Source organism: Ruficoccus sp. ZRK36 (assembly GCF_019603315.1).
Classification (GTDB): domain Bacteria; phylum Verrucomicrobiota; class Verrucomicrobiia; order Opitutales; family Cerasicoccaceae; genus Ruficoccus.
In genome coordinates, this window is record NZ_CP080649.1 from 109454 (window position 1) to 125757 (window position 16304).

Genomic DNA, 16304 nt, shown 5'->3' on the forward strand with positions numbered 1-16304 from the left:
CAACGCCGCTTCCCATGGTTTTGCCTTAGCAAAACCATCCCGGTGCGTAGCACCGAGGGTCCAGAGCATGCTCTTGGTTAGCTGAAACCGCGGTCACTGCGGGCGGTAAACTCCAGCATGGCCGCCACGAGCGGATCCGTCACCTTTTCATGGGCCCGGAGCTGTTCCAGTGCTTGAGAGCGATTCAGCCCCTGACGGTAAAAGAGGCGGTACATGCCACGGATCAACTCGATCTGATCAGCGGTGAAGCCACGACGCTCGAGCCCAACCTTATTGATCGTGCGCACTTCCCCGGGGTTACCATCGACAATCATGTACGGGGGGACGTCCTGGACCACCTTTGAGCAGGCGCCCACCATGACGTGTGCCCCGAGACGGCAGAACTGGTGCACGCCCACGCCCCAGCCGACGACGACATGGTCGCCCACCACAACATGCCCGCCGAGGGCAGAGTGGCTGCTCATCACCAGACGGTCGCCGATGATGCAATCGTGCGCGATGTGGCTGTAGGCGAGGATGACGTTGTCGTTACCGACTACGGTGAACTCCTCGTCGTTCGTAGCGAGGTGGACATTCGTGTACTCGCGAAAGACATTACGGTCCCCGATTTTCAGGCCGGGATTGCCGCCCTTGAACTTCAGGTCGTGCGTTTTGGCCCCGATGTAGGCGTAGGGAAAGACCTGATTATCGCGGCCCATCTGGGTATAGCCTTCGATGGTCGCGTGATGAGCGATAACGGTCCCTGCCCCCAGCTTAACCTCCGCGCCGATATAGGCGTAGGCGCCAACGCTGACGCCCTCGGCCAGTTGGGCGCCCTCTTCGATAATAGCGGTAGGATGGATATGGGGTTCAGCCGTTGTCTTGCTCATAGCGGGACGGGCAAAAGAGAGGAAAAGAGTTACATATCACCACCGGCTTCGGCAATGGTGAACATCAGCTCGGCGGAGGAAACAACCTTGCCGTTGACCTTGCAGATGCCCTCGGCCACGCCGATGCGGTTACCGCGGTTCTTGGTCAGGCGCATCTCGATCACCATCTGGTCACCCGGCACGACGGCACGGCGGAACTTGACCTTGTCGCAGCTCATGAAGAACGCGATCTTGTTCTCCGAGCTGATCCGGCGAAGCATAAGGATGCCTGCGGCCTGAGCCATGGCCTCGACCTGGAGAACGCCCGGCATGACGGGCTGGCCCGGGAAGTGACCGAGGAAGTAAGGCTCATTGTAGGTCACGTTTTTCATCGCCACGAGGCGGTCACCGTTATCGGTGATCTCCAGTACGCGGTCGATCATGACAAAGGGATAGCGGTGCGGAAGCGTGTCCAGGATGCGGCGGATATCCAGCTCGCTCTCACTGGGAAGCACCTGCTGCGGGCCACGCTCGGGGCCTTTGGACTTGGGCTTTTGCTGGCTCTTAACGATGGCCTGGCAGAGTTTGGCATTGAGGGCATGACCGGTGCGCACGGCGATGATGTGTGCCTTGAGAGGCTTACCCAGCAGAGTGATGTCCCCGACCACATCGAGGATCTTGTGCCGGGCGAACTCGTCCTTGAAGCGCAGGGGCTCCTTGGAGAGGATTTTATCGCCCTTGATCACGATGGCCGAGTCGAGGCTGCCGCCCTGGATCTTGCCCAGCTTGAGCAGCTCCTCGATGTCCTCGTAAATGGTAAAGGTCCGGGCCGGGGCGATCTGCGCCACATAGCTGTCCGGGTCGATCTCCATCGAGACATGCTGGGTGTGGATACCGCGGTCGTCGGCACTGGTGCAGGTGATCTTCAGGCCGTCGTAGGGCAGCGCAATCAGCGAGCTGCTGCCGTTGGTGACGGAGACCGGCTCAGTCAGCTCCAGGTATTCACGCTCGGCATCCAGCTCGACCGGCTCGGCCTCCTGGATCAGGTTGACAAAGTGCTTGGCGGAGCCGTCAAGGATCGGGGGCTCGCTGGCATCCATCTCGATCAGGACATTATCCACGGCCATCCCGTTAAGCGCACTCAGGACGTGCTCAATCGTGTGGATCTTTGTGTGGCCGGTGGAAATCGTCGTATTACGGACCAACTCGCTTACGAGCGAGACGTCGGGCTTGATCTCCGGCTTGCCGTAGAGGTCAACGCGGCGGAAAACGATCCCGTGGTTGGCGGGGGCGGGCTTGAGGGTGAGGTTAACTTCCTCGCCGGTGTGCAGGGCTTTGCCTTTGATACTGGCGTCTCGGAGGATGCTGCGTTGCTTCATACGGGCTGGAAAATGCGTAAAAGATCAAGACCTTAGGGCCTTCACAGCATTTGTAAAGAACGTGTTGCGCCCGCATGGCCATGAAACCGGCGTTGACACGGGGGCTGTTTTTGCCATTGATCCGATTTTTTCCTGATAAACCCTATGGCATCACCGACTGAAATCCGCAAAGGACGCGTCCTGACCTACCAGGATGTACCGCACCTCGTACTGGACATGCAGCACCGCACGCAAGGCCGCCAGGCTGGCTTCGTGCAGGTCACCCTGCGCAACCTGAACACCGGCTCGTCCACCAACGTGAAATTCCGCTCGACCGACAGCGTCGAGTTCTGCCACACCTCGACGGCCAAGCTCGAGTACTCGTACATCGACGACATGGGCTACCACTTCCTGGACCCTGAAAGCTTTGAAGACTCCGTCCTGCCCTCAGAAATCTGTGAGTCGATCGCCAAGTTCCTGATTGAGAACAAGGTGTATGACATCCTGCTCGTCGATGACAAGCCGGTCGAGGTCAACCTCCCCGCCGCCGTCGAGATCAAGGTCATCGACGCCCCCGAAGGCATCAAGGGCGACACCGCCAGCAACGTGCAAAAGCCCGTCACCACCGAAACCGGTCTGGTCGTGCAGGTCCCGCTCTTTATCAAGCAGGGCGAAATCATCCGCGTCAGCACCGAGTCCGGCGACTATCTCGGTCGCGCCTAGGCAGAGTGCCTCCGCTGGCATTGATGGGGCTCTGCCCCATCGCTCACTGTGTTCGCTGCCCCCCTAGCCGCACATGAGAATAAGGGCCCTGCCCTACGCCAGCATCACGCAGGAACGGAAGCTCCTTTAAAAGAAAACCCCGCTCGGTCTGAGCGGGGTTTTTCTGTGCAAAGTGGTGGACCCTCAGCGGGCGATCAGATGCTGGCGAATGCAGTCCGCCACGACCTGCCCCTGATAGCGTTTTCCCTCGTCGTTGTAGTGCACCCCGTCCGGATTGACATACTCGGGGTGGTTGATCATCGCCGCGTACAGGTCGTTGACGGGCAGCCCCAGCTCCTGCGCCAGAGACGTCACCGTTTCATTGCGCTGGATGACACGCGCATTGCGCGGAAGCAGCTCGGGAGCGGGAAACTCGCTCACATCTGCACTGTCGGCAGCAGGGGTCTTGGCCCGGACCGGCGTACTGGTCACGAGCACCCACGGCAGGCCGGGCGTCATCTCCCGGAGCGCCTTGACGGTGCTGCGGTACAGTTTGTCGTAGACCGCCTCATCGTAGTCGAAGCCATGCAGCCCGTTATTAAAGTGGATAGCGTCAAAGGTATCGTACCGGAACATCAGCTCTAGCTGGTCCATAAAGGCCGGGTCCGCCGGAAAACGCGATGTCCCCAGCCAGGCCACGGAGGCCTCACCCTTGAGCAGCTCAGCCGCCTCCGGCCCGTAGCCCATGGTAATGGAATCGCCGATCAGCAGCACACGCGGTATGCTCAGCTCGGCCTGGTCACAATCAGGCACCCAAGTGCGGCACCATTCGATTTTTTCACGGATAACAGGGTAAGAATCGTCACTCATAACTGCTGGTGTGAGCGCTGCGGGAAACCCCGCACGCTATTGCCCCATATCCTACATCCTGCACCCGCCTACGCACGCCAGAAATACGAAGATGCAATAGATTGCATGAATCAGACCCAACAACCCCGCCCACGAAAAAACCCCGCCACACGGGCGGGGTTTCGTAAAAGAAGTCTGGTCGCTTGCACTCTGGCATTTTTCCAGAAAATGCCAGCGGTGATGCGAAGCATCACGGGTGCAGGGCAATGCCCTGCCCTGCCTGTTTAGGCGACGCGCTCGACGATGAGTTCCGGCGGATTCGGGCGCTTGGGAGCGAGGCGGTAGGCGCTGCGCAGGTACTCCAGAGCACTCTCCAGCTTGGACTCATCGTTGTAGTGGATCATCATGAGCGGCTCACCCTGCTTGACCTGGGTGCCGACCTTCTTGATCTCGGAAACACCGACAGCCGGGTCCATCTTCGCGCCCTTCTTGCTCGAAGAGGCGAGGATCTGCACACCGCGGGCGATCATGCCAGCGTTGATGGTGTGCACGTAGCCGCGCTTGGGAGCGGGCAGCTTGCGGATGTACTTGGCGGTCGGGAATTTATCCGGATCGTCGATGACGGAGGTGTCGCCACCCTGAGCGGCGAGCATTTCCTTAAACTTTTCTAGAGCCGAGCCATCCTTGAGGTGCTTCTGCACGGTCTGCTTGGCCGAGAGTGTCGAACCGGCAACACCGGCGAGGCGGACGATTTCCATCCCGAGCTTGAGCACGAGTTCCTTCAGGTCCTCGGGGCCTTCACCCTTGAGCAGTTCGATGGCCTCACGCAGTTCCAGAGCGGTACCGACCGTGTCGCCCAGCGGCTGGTTCATATCGGTAACGAGTGCCACGCAGCGGCGCTTCATACTGCGGCCCACACGGGTGATGCTGCGGGCGAGCTGCTTGGCCTGCTCCAGATCCTTGACGAAGGAACCGTTGCCCCACTTCACGTCAACGACGAGACCTTCCGCTCCTTCCGCCAGCTTTTTGCTGAGGATGCTGCCGGTGATGAGCGGCAGGCTCTGGATGGTCGCCGTGTTCTGGCGCAGTTCATAGAGGATGCCGTCCACCGGAGCGATTTCCGGGTGCTGCTGCACGATGGCGCAGTTAACGGTCTTGAGCTGCTTGACAAAATCCTTGAGCTCGATGCCGGCCTTAAATTTCGGGACAGCCGAGAGCTTGTCGAGGGTGCTGATGACGAAGTTTTCGTCCACGCCGTTCATGGCGGGCATGACAACGCCGCAGGCAGCCGCCAAAGGCGTCAGCACGAGCGAGGTCTTGTCGCCGACGCCACCGGTGGAGTACTTGGCGATCTTCGGCTTGGTGATCTTGGACAGGTCGATGACCTCACCGGAAAGCATCATCTCCTCGGCAAAAGTGGCCGTCTCCTGAGCGGACATGTTTTGGAAGTAGATAGCCATGGCCAATGCGGCCATTTGGAACTCGGGCATCTCCTTATCCAGAATAGAATCGACAATGAAGCGGATCTCATCCTCGTTGAACTCTCCTCCATCCCGTTTTTTCTCGATCAGATACGAAAAAGAGGGCTTGATGAACTTCCGCGACGCAAGTAAGGTTTTCTCTGCCATGAACTTAGGTATTGGTCAGCGTATACGTTGACTGTATGATAAACCGCTAATCCTAGACAGAAAAGGGGTCTTTTGTCGAGTTTTTTTTGTATACCGACGGTTTTAGCCCCCATCAGAGACGCGAATAGACGGCACATCCATTCCTCGCTTGACCCCGCGCCCGCGCGTGCCTTGATCCCTTAAAGACATGGATATTGCCTTTGATACGGCCCGCGAGCTGGCCCGCCTCGTTGCTGAGGCTGCGGCTGCCTGCGCAGACTTTGACGAAAACTTCGAGCCGAGCGTACGCACGGCTGAGCCCCGCTTCGGCGACTACCAGGCCAACGGCGTGCTGCCCTTTGCCAAGCGCAAGAAGACCAACCCCCGCGCCCTCGCCCAACAGCTCGTGGACGAGCTCAGCAAGGCCCCGCTCTTCGCAGAGGGCATGGCCAGCCTCGAAATCGCTGGCCCCGGCTTCATTAACATCACGCTCACGCCCGCCTACAAGTTTGCCTGGATCAAGAAGTTCCGCGACGAGTCGAACTTCGCCGACGGGGCCGGAAGCCTCCTCGCGGGCAAGACCGTGGTGGTGGACTATCCCTCCCCCAACACCGCCAAGCAGATGCACATCGGCCACCTGCGCCCGATGGTGATCGGTGAGGCCGTGGCCCGCCTGATCGACTTCTGCGGCGCCAAGACCATCCGCGACAACCACATCGGCGACTGGGGCACGAACTTCGGCACCCTTATCATGGCTATCAAGCGTGAGGGCTACGACCTCGACGCCGCCGGGGATGACGCCCTCGCCCAGATCGAACGCCTCTATAAAGAAGGCACCTCACTGGAAAAAGCCGACGAGACCGGTGCCATCCGCGATCAATCCCGCGCCGAGCTGGTCAAGCTCCAGGAGGGCGACACCGAGAACACCGCGCTATGGGAAAAAATCGTCGCCACCAGTAACAAGGCCTTTGAGCGCATCTACGCCATGCTCGGCGTGCACCCCGACGTCACTCTTGGCGAGAGCTTTTACCGCGACAAGGTGCAGCGCATCTACGACGAGCTGAGCGAGTGCGGCCTGGCCGAGGAGAGCGACGGCGCACTAGTGGTCTTCCACCCCGAGCACCCGCGCTTCAATGAGCAGCCCTTTATCGTCCGTAAAAAAGACGGCGCCAGCAACTACGCCGGGACCGACCTGGCCACCCTGCTCTACCGCCGCGAGCACTTCGGCGCGGACGAGGTCGTTTACCTGACCGACGGCCGCCAGCGCGACCACTTCGAGCAGCTCTTCCTCACCGCCAGTAAGTGGTTCGAGAAAAAGGGCTACGAGCTGCCCAAGCTCTCCCACGTCTGGTGGGGCGCCATCCTCGGCAACGACGGCAAGGCCATCAAAACCCGCTCCGGCGAGCCAATCTACCTGGAGGCTCTCCTCAACGAGGCCACCGAGCGCGCCCGCGCCATCGTCGACGAAAAGAGCCCCGACCTCTCCGACGAGGAAAAGCAGACCATCGCCCGCGCCGTCGGCCTCGGAGCCGTCCGCTATGCCGACCTTTCGCAGAACCGCACGCAGGACTACGTCTTTGCGTGGGACAAGCTGCTGGCCTTCGAGGGTAACTCCGCCCCCTACCTGCTCATGGCCGTGGCCCGCGTGCACTCGATCTTCCGCAAGGCTGGGGCCGCCCCCGGCGACCCGGCCACTGAGGCTGAGGCCTCCTGCCTGGAAACCGAGGAAGAGCTCGCCCTCTCCCGCAAGCTGATGGGCTTCCCGGAGGCGATCACGCTGGCCGTCTCCGACCTGCGCCCGCACCACCTGTGCACGTACCTGTACGAGCTGGCCGGGGACTTCAGCACGTTCTTCAACGCCAACCGCGTCGTTGTCGATGAAGCCGATGTGCGCGCCCGCCGTCTCATGCTCTGCGCCCGCACCGTGAGCACCCTGGAGACCGGCCTGCGCCTCCTCGGCATCACCCCGCTGGAGCGCATGTGATAGGCAGGACAGAGTCCTGCACCTGTGATCCTCCGGATCACCCTGGCATTTTCAGGAGAAAATGCCATGACGCAGTTTTGGCGCCCTACGCATCATAGATTACAATACACTTTACCCAGATCAGGTGAGAGCGCATACTCGTGCCCATGCCTGTCTTCGAGTTGAAAGACCCCGCCGCCACTCCGCTCCCCGAGGACCCCTTTGAGCGTGATGCCCGCCTGCTCTGCGAAGGAAAGCTGATCAAAGACCTCCGCAAACGGAAGTACACCGAGCCGCTTATCTATGCAACCTATGCAGCGGTCGCTCAAGCCGTAGCCGATATCGAAAACGCATCTACTCCACACCTACCCGCTCATACGGCCACCTGGCGAAAGACCTACGCCGGAAAAAGCAGTAATATCTCCACGCTGGTCAGCCTATTCTCTCCGTTGGGCCTCCTCTTGGCAGCCAGTAAAAATGAAACGTACGAGTGTGAAACCATACACCATTTAGATCCACGACACAGTCATAACTACTGGCTCAGACGCCTGTGCACTCAGGCGGGTGCACTTATATTTGGGACTTCAACTATCCTATCAATAATCTTTGCCTTAATCGTACTTTTATCCATGGGCATTGAAGAGCAGATGAGCAGATACTCCGCTTCGGATGTCATTAGCTTGCTACTACTCAGCATATTAAGCGCCGTGGCTTATTATAAAATTCGCATACTGGCCCCACCCTCTCCTCTGCGTATGTACGCAGGAGGCACCTTCGAGTTGGTTAAGCTGAAGCGTGTGAAGGTGCCACAGGAGTAAACTGCCATCAGGCTCTAACCATCGCGCGCAAAAACATGAGAGCTCTAGGCAACCTCGTAAAGTTTATCTGGGGCGTCCTGTTGCCGTTTATCTTAGCCTACTTTATCTGGCTAAGCGGATTTTTCGTGACCGCATTCCTCACAGATTGGGTGCCCATGCGCGTACCTCCGGGCGCTCAGGGGATCAACTTCGGTTTCGTCTTTTACGTTCTGTTCGCTGCGGTCGCACTCCTATTGATTACCAGACTCACCATGAGCTGGATAACCCGCTACGCCACGGCATTCATCCTTGCCCTGCATATCTTTGCCTTGCCCTGGTTGGGCAGTGCAAATCCCGACTCGCTTGGGTATGCTGGTCTCACACATTCCGAACTCTACTGCTCGATGGCGACTACCTTTGCCGTCGTGCTGGGTCTTTTTCTGCTCGTTCTAAACCTGCCTTGCTGGCTTAAGCGTAACCCCACGAACTAACTCTTCACCCTCACGCACGACTGGGGCGGGCGTAGGCCTGGCGGTACTCGGAGGCGGACTTGCCGAAGAACTTGCGGAAGGCGCGGCAGAAGTTTTCCGTGTTCAGATAGCCCACATCGGAAGCGATAGCCTTGATCGGGTCATCCGTCGTGACCAGCGTGTGCCCGGCCACGCGCATGCGTTTCTGGATCAGGTACTGGTGCGGAGTTTCGTCCAGGTGCTGCCGAAAAAGCATGTGCAGGTGCGAGACGCTCACCCCCGCCGCCTCGGCCACCTCCTCGATTCCGATGGGGTCGGCGTAGCGGGCGTTCATAAAGTCCGTGGCTGCGCTCAACTGCGGGTTAAGCCCGTGCCCGCGCTCATGCATCCGGTATTGCTCCAACTCGAAGCACAAACGGCTCCACACGAGATTACCGATCACACGTGAGTCCATCCCGGCGTAGTGAAAGGAGTGGATCATCTCATCGGTAAACTGGTGCATGGCCTTGCGGTCACGCCACTGAAAGCACCGCGGCCAGTCCATGACATCGGCGCCGCTGCTCATCTGAAAGCGCGGCACCACGCAGTGGTAGTAGCTGTTTTGCGGGCTCCTGAAAATGGTTGAGTGCCCGGCCCGGTGACAGAAAACCGTAGCCTCTCCGTATAGCTGCTGCGACTCGTCAGGCCCGTAAACAGAGCCCTCGGTGATGATCTCAAAGTAGATCATACCCGGCAGGATTTGAGCCGGTTCGCGACAGCCGCCGAGTCCACTTTTAAACGTACCTATGCCGACCATCGCAGGGGGCAGTTTTTGCTCACACTTCATAGGTTTAGTCAATATACACCGAGGCCAACTGCATGTATACTAGCACATTCTTAGTTTTAGAAAAGTTTTTATCAAAACAAAGCTAACCCATCCCACCTATGAAACCTCAGATCACTGTCCAACTCTTTAGCGTCCGCGAGAACGCCGAAAAGGATTACGAAGGCACTATCCGCGCCATCGCTGACATGGGCTTCGGCTGTGTCGAACCGGCAGGCTACCCCGGCTCCAGCCCCGAAAAGGCCGCCAAGCTCTTCGCCGAGCTCGGCCTGCAGGCCCCGACCGCACATATCGCCCTGCCCATCGGCGAAAACAAGAACGCGATCATCGAGCAGGCGCTCCTGATGGGGCACAAGTACCTCATCACCGGCTGCCCTCCCGGGTTCAAGGAAAACTACACCTCCATGGACAAGGTCAAGGCCATGACCGAGCTGTACTGTGAAGCTGCTGCCAACGCTGCTCCCCATGGCCTCCAGGTCGGTTATCATAACCATGACTGGGACCTCGCCGTGATCGATGGCGAAAGCGCCTACAAGTACTTCCTGGCCAACACCCCCGAGAGCGTTCTGTGGGAAGCCGACCTGTTCTGGGTTGCCAAGGCTGGCCTCAACCCCGCCGAGTTCGTCGAGGAAATCGGCCCGCGCGGCCTCGCCCTGCACTTCAAGGACGGCGTCGTCTCCGACAAGGACACCTTCCGCGAAGCCAAGACCGAGAGCGGCAACGTCATGCTCGGTGACACCGCCCCCTTCCGCCCCGCCGGTGCCGGCGATGTCGATCTGCTCAGCGCCGCCAAGGTCTACAAGTACACCCAGTACGTCGCAGTCGAGCTCGACCGTTACGACGGCGACATGATGCAGGCCGTCAAGGAAAGCTACGACTACCTCACCGGCCAGGGCATCGCCCAGGGCAAGAAGTAGTCCGCGCTTCAGGCACGTTTTTATGCACCAGCGTCCGCCCTTACCGGCGGACGCTTTTTTGTCTTTTGATAAGGCACATTGGGGCTTCTCGCCCCAAGCCCCAGCTCAAGGCATAGCCTTGAGGATCCTCGATGCTGCGCATCGTGTCAGCGATTTAACATTGCTAGCACGTTCGTTGGCCAAGAAAACCGCGTTCATGGCATTTTCCCCTGAATACACCAAGGTGATCCGCAGGATCACGGGGGCAGGACTTAGGCCCGCCTATGCCAGCGTGGCCACGAAGGCGGCCAGATCAGCGAAGACGGCGACACCGTTTTCGTCGATATAGGTACGAGCCTTTTCGTCGAAGTCCTTCCCCGTGCGCACAGCGACGGGGTGGATACCGGCGTTGACGCCCGCTCCCCAGTCGCTCGTGCGATCACCCACCATGTAGCATTGCTCCGGGTCGAGCGCGTGCGCCGTGGTCATCTCGTGGATGAAGCGCGGGGACGGCTTACGGTACGCGCTGTCCTCCTCGGGATGCTCAGGCGCGATGCAAATATCGGTAAACAGGTCCTCCCCCAGCCCGAGCTGCTCCAGCATGTAGGCATTGCAGATATGCACGTCCTCCAGCGTGTAAATACCGCGCCCCACCCCGCTCTGGTTGGTAAAGAGAAAGAGCAGGTAGCCCAGCTCGCGCGCCTGCTTCAGCGCGTCCACCGCGTTGGGCAGCAGGTGGACATCCTCCGGCTTGTGCGGATAGTGGGTATCCTCAATGATCGTCCCGTCCCGGTCCAGAAAGAGTGCTTTGTTCATGTCAGGGGCTTATCCAACGCCTTTTCCAGAGGGTCGCAAGCATAGCCAATGAAAAACAACTCCGGCTGGAGCAGCCTAAGCCATCCGCAGGATCACAAGTGCAAGGAGTTAGTCCTGCCCTGCTAAGCGATTTCCCACTCGTAGGGAGCCTCGGAGAGCAGGTCGTAGCCGTCATCCAGCACCTGGACGACGTCCTCGATGCGGCAGCCACCCAGCCCCGGATAGTACAGGCCAGGCTCGACCGTGACGACGACGCCCTTTTTCAGCCGGTCGCCCACCGGGCTCATGCGCGGAGACTCGTGGATCTCCAGCCCGAGACCGTGCCCGGTACTGTGGATAAAGCCTTCCCAGACACCACGCGATTGGCCGGTGACGTAGCCCGTCTGCTTAAAGATCCGGTCCACTTCGGCATGGATCGTCTTGCCGTTGACGCCAGCCTTGATTCCCGCGAGCGCCGCCCGTTGTGCCTTGTGCACGGTATCGACGAGCTTCTTCTGCTCGGGCGAAGCCTTGCCCTTAAGAAAGGTGCGGGTCATGTCACCATGATAACCGCTGTGCATGATGCGCGGAAAGACATCCACGATGATCAACTCGTTGGCCTTGAGTGGGCCCTCGCCCACCGCATGCGGATCGCATGCCTGGTCTCCACCGGCCGCGATCACGTGGTTGGCCAGGCCGCCTTCCTCCATACACGCCAGCTGGATCAGCGTGCGCAGACGCTCCGAGGTGAGGCGCTTGCCCTTCAGCCACAGCTCGTCTCCGCGAATCTCCGCAGCTTCCAGCGCCTTGCGGACCGCGTCGATACCGACGGCGGCCACGCGGTTTCCCTCGCGGATCGCCTCAGCTTCGGCCTCGGTCTTGGTCTCGCGTTGCGGGAAAAACGCGCCCTCGATCGGCTGAATATCGAGCCCGGCCTTCATGAGCTTGAGTGCGAGCCCGGCCGGAAAATTCTCCGGCACGTGAAAGCTCTTCAAGCCACGGTCCTCCGCCAGCAAGCGGATGATCTCTGCCGGTCCCGGGCGGGTCGACTTGTAGATCTTCTTGGCGCGGGCCATCAGATCCTCATAGGGCAGGAGCGCATCCAGCGCAGATTGCTTTTCGGCACGGCCGAACTCCAGCCGGGAAAAGACGCCCAAACGTGTGCGCCCGACCTGCATAAGGATCACCGGATCGGGAACGAAGAACCCCGCGAAGTAAAGCGCATCGGCGCTTTCCTCGGTCGAGGCGTACAAGAGCTTTGCATTCGTCGCAGTCATATCTTCAGCTTGGCGGTGATTGCGGGAATCCCTCAATCATCGCCTGCCTCCTGTATCGCACGCCCGAGGCAAAACGCCAAGGCTAGAACGTGCGGATTTGTGCAAATGCAAGGTTAGCATAGCCCATACCCGAGGCACAGACAGGACGCTGGAAAACAGTCCGCGCACCAACTATAAGAGCAGGGCATTTCACGCATCGCTGTCTGTGATAGATAGGTGAGACCGGATACCTCGGGCGCTGGCATCAGCAGCATCTACCGATGCGACTCCGCACTTGCCGCCAGCGAGGCACATGGCCAGAGTCGTGTGCGTGAAAAACCTGCTTCCGATCCTGCTCATCGTGCTGGCCGCTCTCACCCTGGGGGCCTGCCAGGAGGACACAACCCAGCCCTCCGCAAACCTTTCCCAGCCCTCGCCGGTCTCGACGTGGTATCCGCTCACCCTTGACGACCAGATCATCCAGGCACAGTTCGCCGTCGATCGCCGCGAGCAGTCACACGGCCTGATGGACCGCGACAGCCTCGGCCAGAACAACGGGATGCTCTTTGTCTTTCCGGAAACTCAGCGCATGTCATTCTGGATGCGGCGCACGCGCATCCCACTCGACATCGGCTACTTCACCCCGGACGGCGTGCTGCGCGAGGTCTACCAGATGCAGCCGTACGATGAGACCGCCGTCCCCTCCATCCGCAGCGACCTGCAGTTCGCCCTGGAGATGAATCAGGGGTGGTTCGCGGCGCATGGCGTCAAGCCCGGCGACAAGCTCGATATGAACCAGGTCAAGGAAGCCCTCCGCGACCGTGGCTACACCCCGGCCAAGCTCGGCCTGTAGCGGCTCCGCTACATACTGAGCGGGACGTCCTCGTCCTCCAGCTCAGAGGGATCGAGCCAGCGGAAAGACACCACCTCGAACGCGCGCCCAAAGCCGCCCGGCACCGTCGGCTCCATCGGGTCGGTCCCGTCCATCTGCTGCGGCAGACGACGCACTGTGGCCTCACACCAGGCCCGCGTGACGGCCCCTCCCAGCACCGATCCAGCCTCACCGTAGGCACGCACGACAAAGGTGTCCGAGCGCACGGTGAGCATAGGAGCAAGGGCCTCCATCACATCCCCCTGGGTGAGGTACAGGTTTGAGCCTTCGGGGACACCTTCGTTGATCGCAGGCAGGTCCGTACCGCGTATCACCCCGACCTCGTCAATCGCCTCCTGCAGGAGCCCGGTGTTCACAAACTCAGCCACAGTGCCGAAGGGGCCGTGCGCCTTAACCTTGTCCACCACTGCCTGCACGACACAGTCCAGCTGAGCCTCGGCAACATCCGGGTCGAGTACGCGGCCACCGCAGGAGAAGGCACTCTCCAGGCTCGCTGCGTCTTCAGCGGTCCCCAAGGGGGTATCTGCCCACGCCCCGTAAAAGGGCAAGCGGAACCAGGCCGGAGGCGTTTCGGGTGCGCCACCGGCAACTCCCCACCCTCCATCCGGCTCTTCTGCGACTGCCGGCACCAGCCGCGAAGCTCCCAGCACCGAGCGCCACGCTTCGGTGGAGGTCGAGTTGAGGTTAAAGGCACCAGCCAGGCAAAGCTGCGCGGCATCATCCTGCTGCGGCAAGCCCCCAGAGGCAGTCAGGCGACGACTCCACTCACCCGTGCGCACGGGCTCCAGCCAGGGGTTCATCAATCGGCGAGAGGAACCCATCACAGAGGACAGCGGGCTCATGTAGTAATAATCGAATACACCATTGTAAGCTGCCGCACGCGGCGTACCGATGGCAAGCGCGGGCAGCCCGGGCACCTGTGCGAAGCGCAGCACCCCGACTGAAACCGGCTCTGCCACCGGCAAGTCAAACATTACGACCTGCCGCAGATCTTCATCTTCGTGTGAGCGCGCTTTCGGATCGTGAAACAGCTCATCATCATCAAAGGCGTTCAGGTGGTCGTCCGGATCGGTGCGGGTAAAAACCTCGTAGTCGACCAGGTCTTTGACTTTGCGCTTCTTTCCCTCTCTGTCGGTGTACGTCCCATCGCAGTCCAGCACGGGCGCACGCGGATCAAGCGCAGCTAGTAAGTCAGCCATCTCGTCCCCATCAGCCTTCAGTCGGTAGTGGTAGGCGATCGTGTACAGGCCGATGTTATAGTAGTCCATATTGTCATATGGATTCGAGAAAGGCAGGATTCCTTTACCGAGCGTCTTCTCAAACTCATCGAGTTCATAGCTGACCTCCTTGCCCTTCGTGGTCTTGCCGGGATTCGATTTTGAGCGGAAGTACTGCTTGTATTTAAAGTCGCCGAAATCCAGATCCTTGATTTCAAAAAACGGCGCTACCTCGCGGTAATCCGTATCTGCGCCACTGAAGGGAACGAACGAAATACTCACCCCTTTGGAGGGTGCGTCGGCCTTGACCTGGATCTTCGTGTTGTAGTCCGGGCGCGCCCCCCGCGAGTCGGACCAGCGCAGCCCATCACTTTGCCCCTGCAGAGACACTCCAGTCTGAAAACAAAACCGGCGGGCCACACCCCGCGGCTGTGAGCCAGGGTTTGGGGCCATCGCACGGTAGACCTCACCCGGTAGTAACACAGGGATATTCCCATCCTTACTCGGGGGGCTGATATCCAGCCAGCCGTTGATGTATCTTGCGTTGGTGTCTTCAGCCGCCCCTTTAAAGTTATCCAGATCATCCTCCAGATCGGGCACCTTGGAATCCCCGATCGCCTTGACCTCGATCTCGGGCATATTCTGGAAGACCACGACAATCGAGCGGTTCTTGTTGCCCTCCTCATCCCCGGCATCAGCCGGGAACGTGATCGGCACCGGATACGGGTTCCAGAACTCGACCTCGACGTGGTAGCGGATGCGCACGATCCCGTCCGACCATCCGTGAAAGAGCCCCATATACAGTACCACTTCGGTCGGGACGGGATAGAGGGCGTGGACGGGCTCGCCGGTCTTGATCTTATGCGCGGAGAGGTCGGCGGCGGGTCCGCTCGCGGCTGATATCGGGGTCAGGAACTGCTGGAGGGCATCGTTGACAAATCCGTCCCGGTAGGCGTCGTCGGAGAGGTTGATTTTGAGGCCACCGGTGGTGGGATTTTCCAGCACCGCGTAGGCACACGGCGTATAATCGTGAAAGGCCGCACGCGCGCGATGCGGCGCCACGCCCGCGCCGGAAGCGTTACTCAGCAGAGGGATTTCCCCGCGCGTGACAAGCTTGGTCAGATCCCCTTTCAAGGCATCGTCTACCAGGACATCTGCGCCGAACAGCTCCCTCAAATCAACCCCGGCAGGGGTCTGATTCTGCAGGGTAAGGGTTTCAAGATCCGAGAGCCCCGCCGCGCGTTTACGGCCCGCCGAGAGCGAGGCTTTTACGCCCTCATCGCCGACCCACCAGGCAAACGCGTGGGAGCTTCCGTCATCCTGCTGGAAGTGGACTTTTTCCACCCTCACAGCGGGAGCGCCCGCATCAGCATAGGCGGGCACGAGTACGACCGTATCGGCCGCTATCGTGGAGGCATTCGGTGCCTGCCCGGAGACGAGCCAGACCGGTGCCTGAGTGGGCATCGCAGCATCCCATACGCCGGTCCAGTAGCGATTCGACGCCGCTGTCGTACTCCCCAAGATCTCGGCCCTGGCCGTGAGGCGGCGATCGGGCCCCGCCGTCCGCTGGAGCGTCGCCAGCGCCTGCATCAGCCCCAGGCGCGCATTTTCGCGGGCGATCAACTGCCTTTTCGGCGTTGAAACCGCCGCGAGCTCGACTTGGCTCAGCGACGATAACGCGAGGCCCAGCGTCAGAATGAAACTCAGGAGCAACAGCGCTACCACCAGGGCAAAACCCTGCGCCCCGGCAGACACACCCTGCCGGTGAGCACCGTTTTCGCCAGTTGCGCGTAACATGATCCCCCCCGTTGTATTCGACGGCAGAGCCTAG

At 60.2% G+C, this 16304-nt stretch carries 14 protein-coding genes; 6 read left to right on the top strand and 8 right to left on the bottom strand.

The genetic code is table 11. The features are described 5' to 3' along the window. Positions 1-77: 77 nt before the first annotated feature. Positions 78-869: an acyl-ACP--UDP-N-acetylglucosamine O-acyltransferase gene (gene lpxA / locus K0V07_RS00475; protein ID WP_220622572.1), complete on the bottom strand. Its 792-nt coding sequence runs from the start codon at positions 867-869 to the stop codon at positions 78-80. A gap of 29 nt (positions 870-898) precedes the next feature. Further along, positions 899-2227 carry a bifunctional UDP-3-O-[3-hydroxymyristoyl] N-acetylglucosamine deacetylase/3-hydroxyacyl-ACP dehydratase gene (locus K0V07_RS00480; protein ID WP_220622573.1) on the bottom strand — a complete coding sequence of 443 codons (1329 nt, stop codon included), beginning with the start codon at positions 2225-2227 and terminating at the stop codon, positions 899-901. A 144-nt stretch (positions 2228-2371) separates the two neighbouring features. Here K0V07_RS00480 and efp point away from each other — a divergent pair, with 144 nt between their 5' ends. Then, the gene (efp, locus tag K0V07_RS00485) at positions 2372-2929 is read left to right on the top strand and encodes an elongation factor P (RefSeq protein WP_220622574.1); all 558 of its coding nucleotides are present in this window, start codon (positions 2372-2374) and stop codon (positions 2927-2929) included. A 183-nt stretch (positions 2930-3112) separates the two neighbouring features. Here efp and K0V07_RS00490 read toward each other — a convergent pair whose 3' ends face one another. Both K0V07_RS00490 and K0V07_RS00495 read right to left on the bottom strand, forming a co-directional pair. After that, on the bottom strand, positions 3113-3778 hold the full coding sequence (locus K0V07_RS00490) for an SGNH/GDSL hydrolase family protein (protein WP_220622575.1): 666 nt from the start codon (positions 3776-3778) through the stop codon (positions 3113-3115). 263 nt (positions 3779-4041) lie between these two features. Further along, positions 4042-5385, bottom strand: a complete 1344-nt coding sequence (locus K0V07_RS00495) for a thymidine phosphorylase (protein ID WP_220622576.1) — start codon at positions 5383-5385, stop codon at positions 4042-4044. Between the two features lie 187 nt (positions 5386-5572). On the opposite strand from K0V07_RS00495, the gene argS reads away from it, so the two are divergent. The 3 genes from argS (at position 5573) to K0V07_RS00510 (ending at position 8615) form a co-directional block, all read left to right on the top strand. Beyond that, the gene (argS, locus tag K0V07_RS00500) at positions 5573-7348 is read left to right on the top strand and encodes an arginine--tRNA ligase (protein WP_220622577.1); all 1776 of its coding nucleotides are present in this window, start codon (positions 5573-5575) and stop codon (positions 7346-7348) included. A 146-nt stretch (positions 7349-7494) separates the two neighbouring features. After that, complete coding sequence (locus K0V07_RS00505; protein ID WP_220622578.1) at positions 7495-8145, top strand: hypothetical protein; 651 nt, start codon at positions 7495-7497, stop codon at positions 8143-8145. Positions 8146-8396: 251 nt separating this feature from the next. Beyond that, entirely contained in the window at positions 8397-8615 is a 219-nt protein-coding gene (locus K0V07_RS00510) for a hypothetical protein (RefSeq protein ID WP_220622579.1), read from the top strand. 10 nt (positions 8616-8625) lie between these two features. Here the strand turns inward: K0V07_RS00510 and K0V07_RS00515 are convergent, their stop codons facing one another. Beyond that, positions 8626-9420: an AraC family transcriptional regulator gene (locus K0V07_RS00515; RefSeq protein ID WP_220622580.1), complete on the bottom strand. Its 795-nt coding sequence runs from the start codon at positions 9418-9420 to the stop codon at positions 8626-8628. Positions 9421-9518: 98 nt separating this feature from the next. Here K0V07_RS00515 and K0V07_RS00520 point away from each other — a divergent pair, with 98 nt between their 5' ends. Then, entirely contained in the window at positions 9519-10334 is an 816-nt protein-coding gene (locus K0V07_RS00520; protein WP_220622581.1) for a sugar phosphate isomerase/epimerase, read from the top strand. A 261-nt stretch (positions 10335-10595) separates the two neighbouring features. On the opposite strand, the gene K0V07_RS00525 is transcribed toward K0V07_RS00520, so the two are convergent. Continuing rightward, complete coding sequence (locus K0V07_RS00525; RefSeq protein ID WP_220622582.1) at positions 10596-11129, bottom strand: HAD family hydrolase; 534 nt, start codon at positions 11127-11129, stop codon at positions 10596-10598. Positions 11130-11251: 122 nt separating this feature from the next. Continuing rightward, positions 11252-12385, bottom strand: coding sequence for a M24 family metallopeptidase (locus tag K0V07_RS00530; protein WP_220622583.1), 1134 nt, complete (start codon positions 12383-12385; stop codon positions 11252-11254). Between the two features lie 310 nt (positions 12386-12695). Between K0V07_RS00530 and K0V07_RS00535 the strand changes: the two genes are divergently transcribed. Then, positions 12696-13217 carry a DUF192 domain-containing protein gene (locus tag K0V07_RS00535; RefSeq protein ID WP_220622584.1) on the top strand — a complete coding sequence of 174 codons (522 nt, stop codon included), beginning with the start codon at positions 12696-12698 and terminating at the stop codon, positions 13215-13217. 8 nt (positions 13218-13225) lie between these two features. Here K0V07_RS00535 and K0V07_RS00540 read toward each other — a convergent pair whose 3' ends face one another. Beyond that, positions 13226-16270: a hypothetical protein gene (locus tag K0V07_RS00540; RefSeq protein ID WP_220622585.1), complete on the bottom strand. Its 3045-nt coding sequence runs from the start codon at positions 16268-16270 to the stop codon at positions 13226-13228. Positions 16271-16304: the final 34 nt, after the last annotated feature.

Coding starts and splice junctions, on each gene's coding strand:
- K0V07_RS00530 (WP_220622583.1), bottom strand. CDS start 12,385: ATGACTGCGACGAATGCAAAGCTCTTGTACGCCTCGACCGAGGAAAGC.
- K0V07_RS00490 (WP_220622575.1), bottom strand. CDS start 3,778: ATGAGTGACGATTCTTACCCTGTTATCCGTGAAAAAATCGAATGGTGC.
- K0V07_RS00540 (WP_220622585.1), bottom strand. CDS start 16,270: ATGTTACGCGCAACTGGCGAAAACGGTGCTCACCGGCAGGGTGTGTCT.
- lpxA (WP_220622572.1), bottom strand. CDS start 869: ATGAGCAAGACAACGGCTGAACCCCATATCCATCCTACCGCTATTATC.
- K0V07_RS00520 (WP_220622581.1), top strand. CDS start 9,519: ATGAAACCTCAGATCACTGTCCAACTCTTTAGCGTCCGCGAGAACGCC.
- K0V07_RS00505 (WP_220622578.1), top strand. CDS start 7,495: ATGCCTGTCTTCGAGTTGAAAGACCCCGCCGCCACTCCGCTCCCCGAG.
- K0V07_RS00525 (WP_220622582.1), bottom strand. CDS start 11,129: ATGAACAAAGCACTCTTTCTGGACCGGGACGGGACGATCATTGAGGAT.
- argS (WP_220622577.1), top strand. CDS start 5,573: ATGGATATTGCCTTTGATACGGCCCGCGAGCTGGCCCGCCTCGTTGCT.
- K0V07_RS00495 (WP_220622576.1), bottom strand. CDS start 5,385: ATGGCAGAGAAAACCTTACTTGCGTCGCGGAAGTTCATCAAGCCCTCT.
- K0V07_RS00510 (WP_220622579.1), top strand. CDS start 8,397: ATGAGCTGGATAACCCGCTACGCCACGGCATTCATCCTTGCCCTGCAT.
- efp (WP_220622574.1), top strand. CDS start 2,372: ATGGCATCACCGACTGAAATCCGCAAAGGACGCGTCCTGACCTACCAG.
- K0V07_RS00480 (WP_220622573.1), bottom strand. CDS start 2,227: ATGAAGCAACGCAGCATCCTCCGAGACGCCAGTATCAAAGGCAAAGCC.
- K0V07_RS00515 (WP_220622580.1), bottom strand. CDS start 9,420: ATGAAGTGTGAGCAAAAACTGCCCCCTGCGATGGTCGGCATAGGTACG.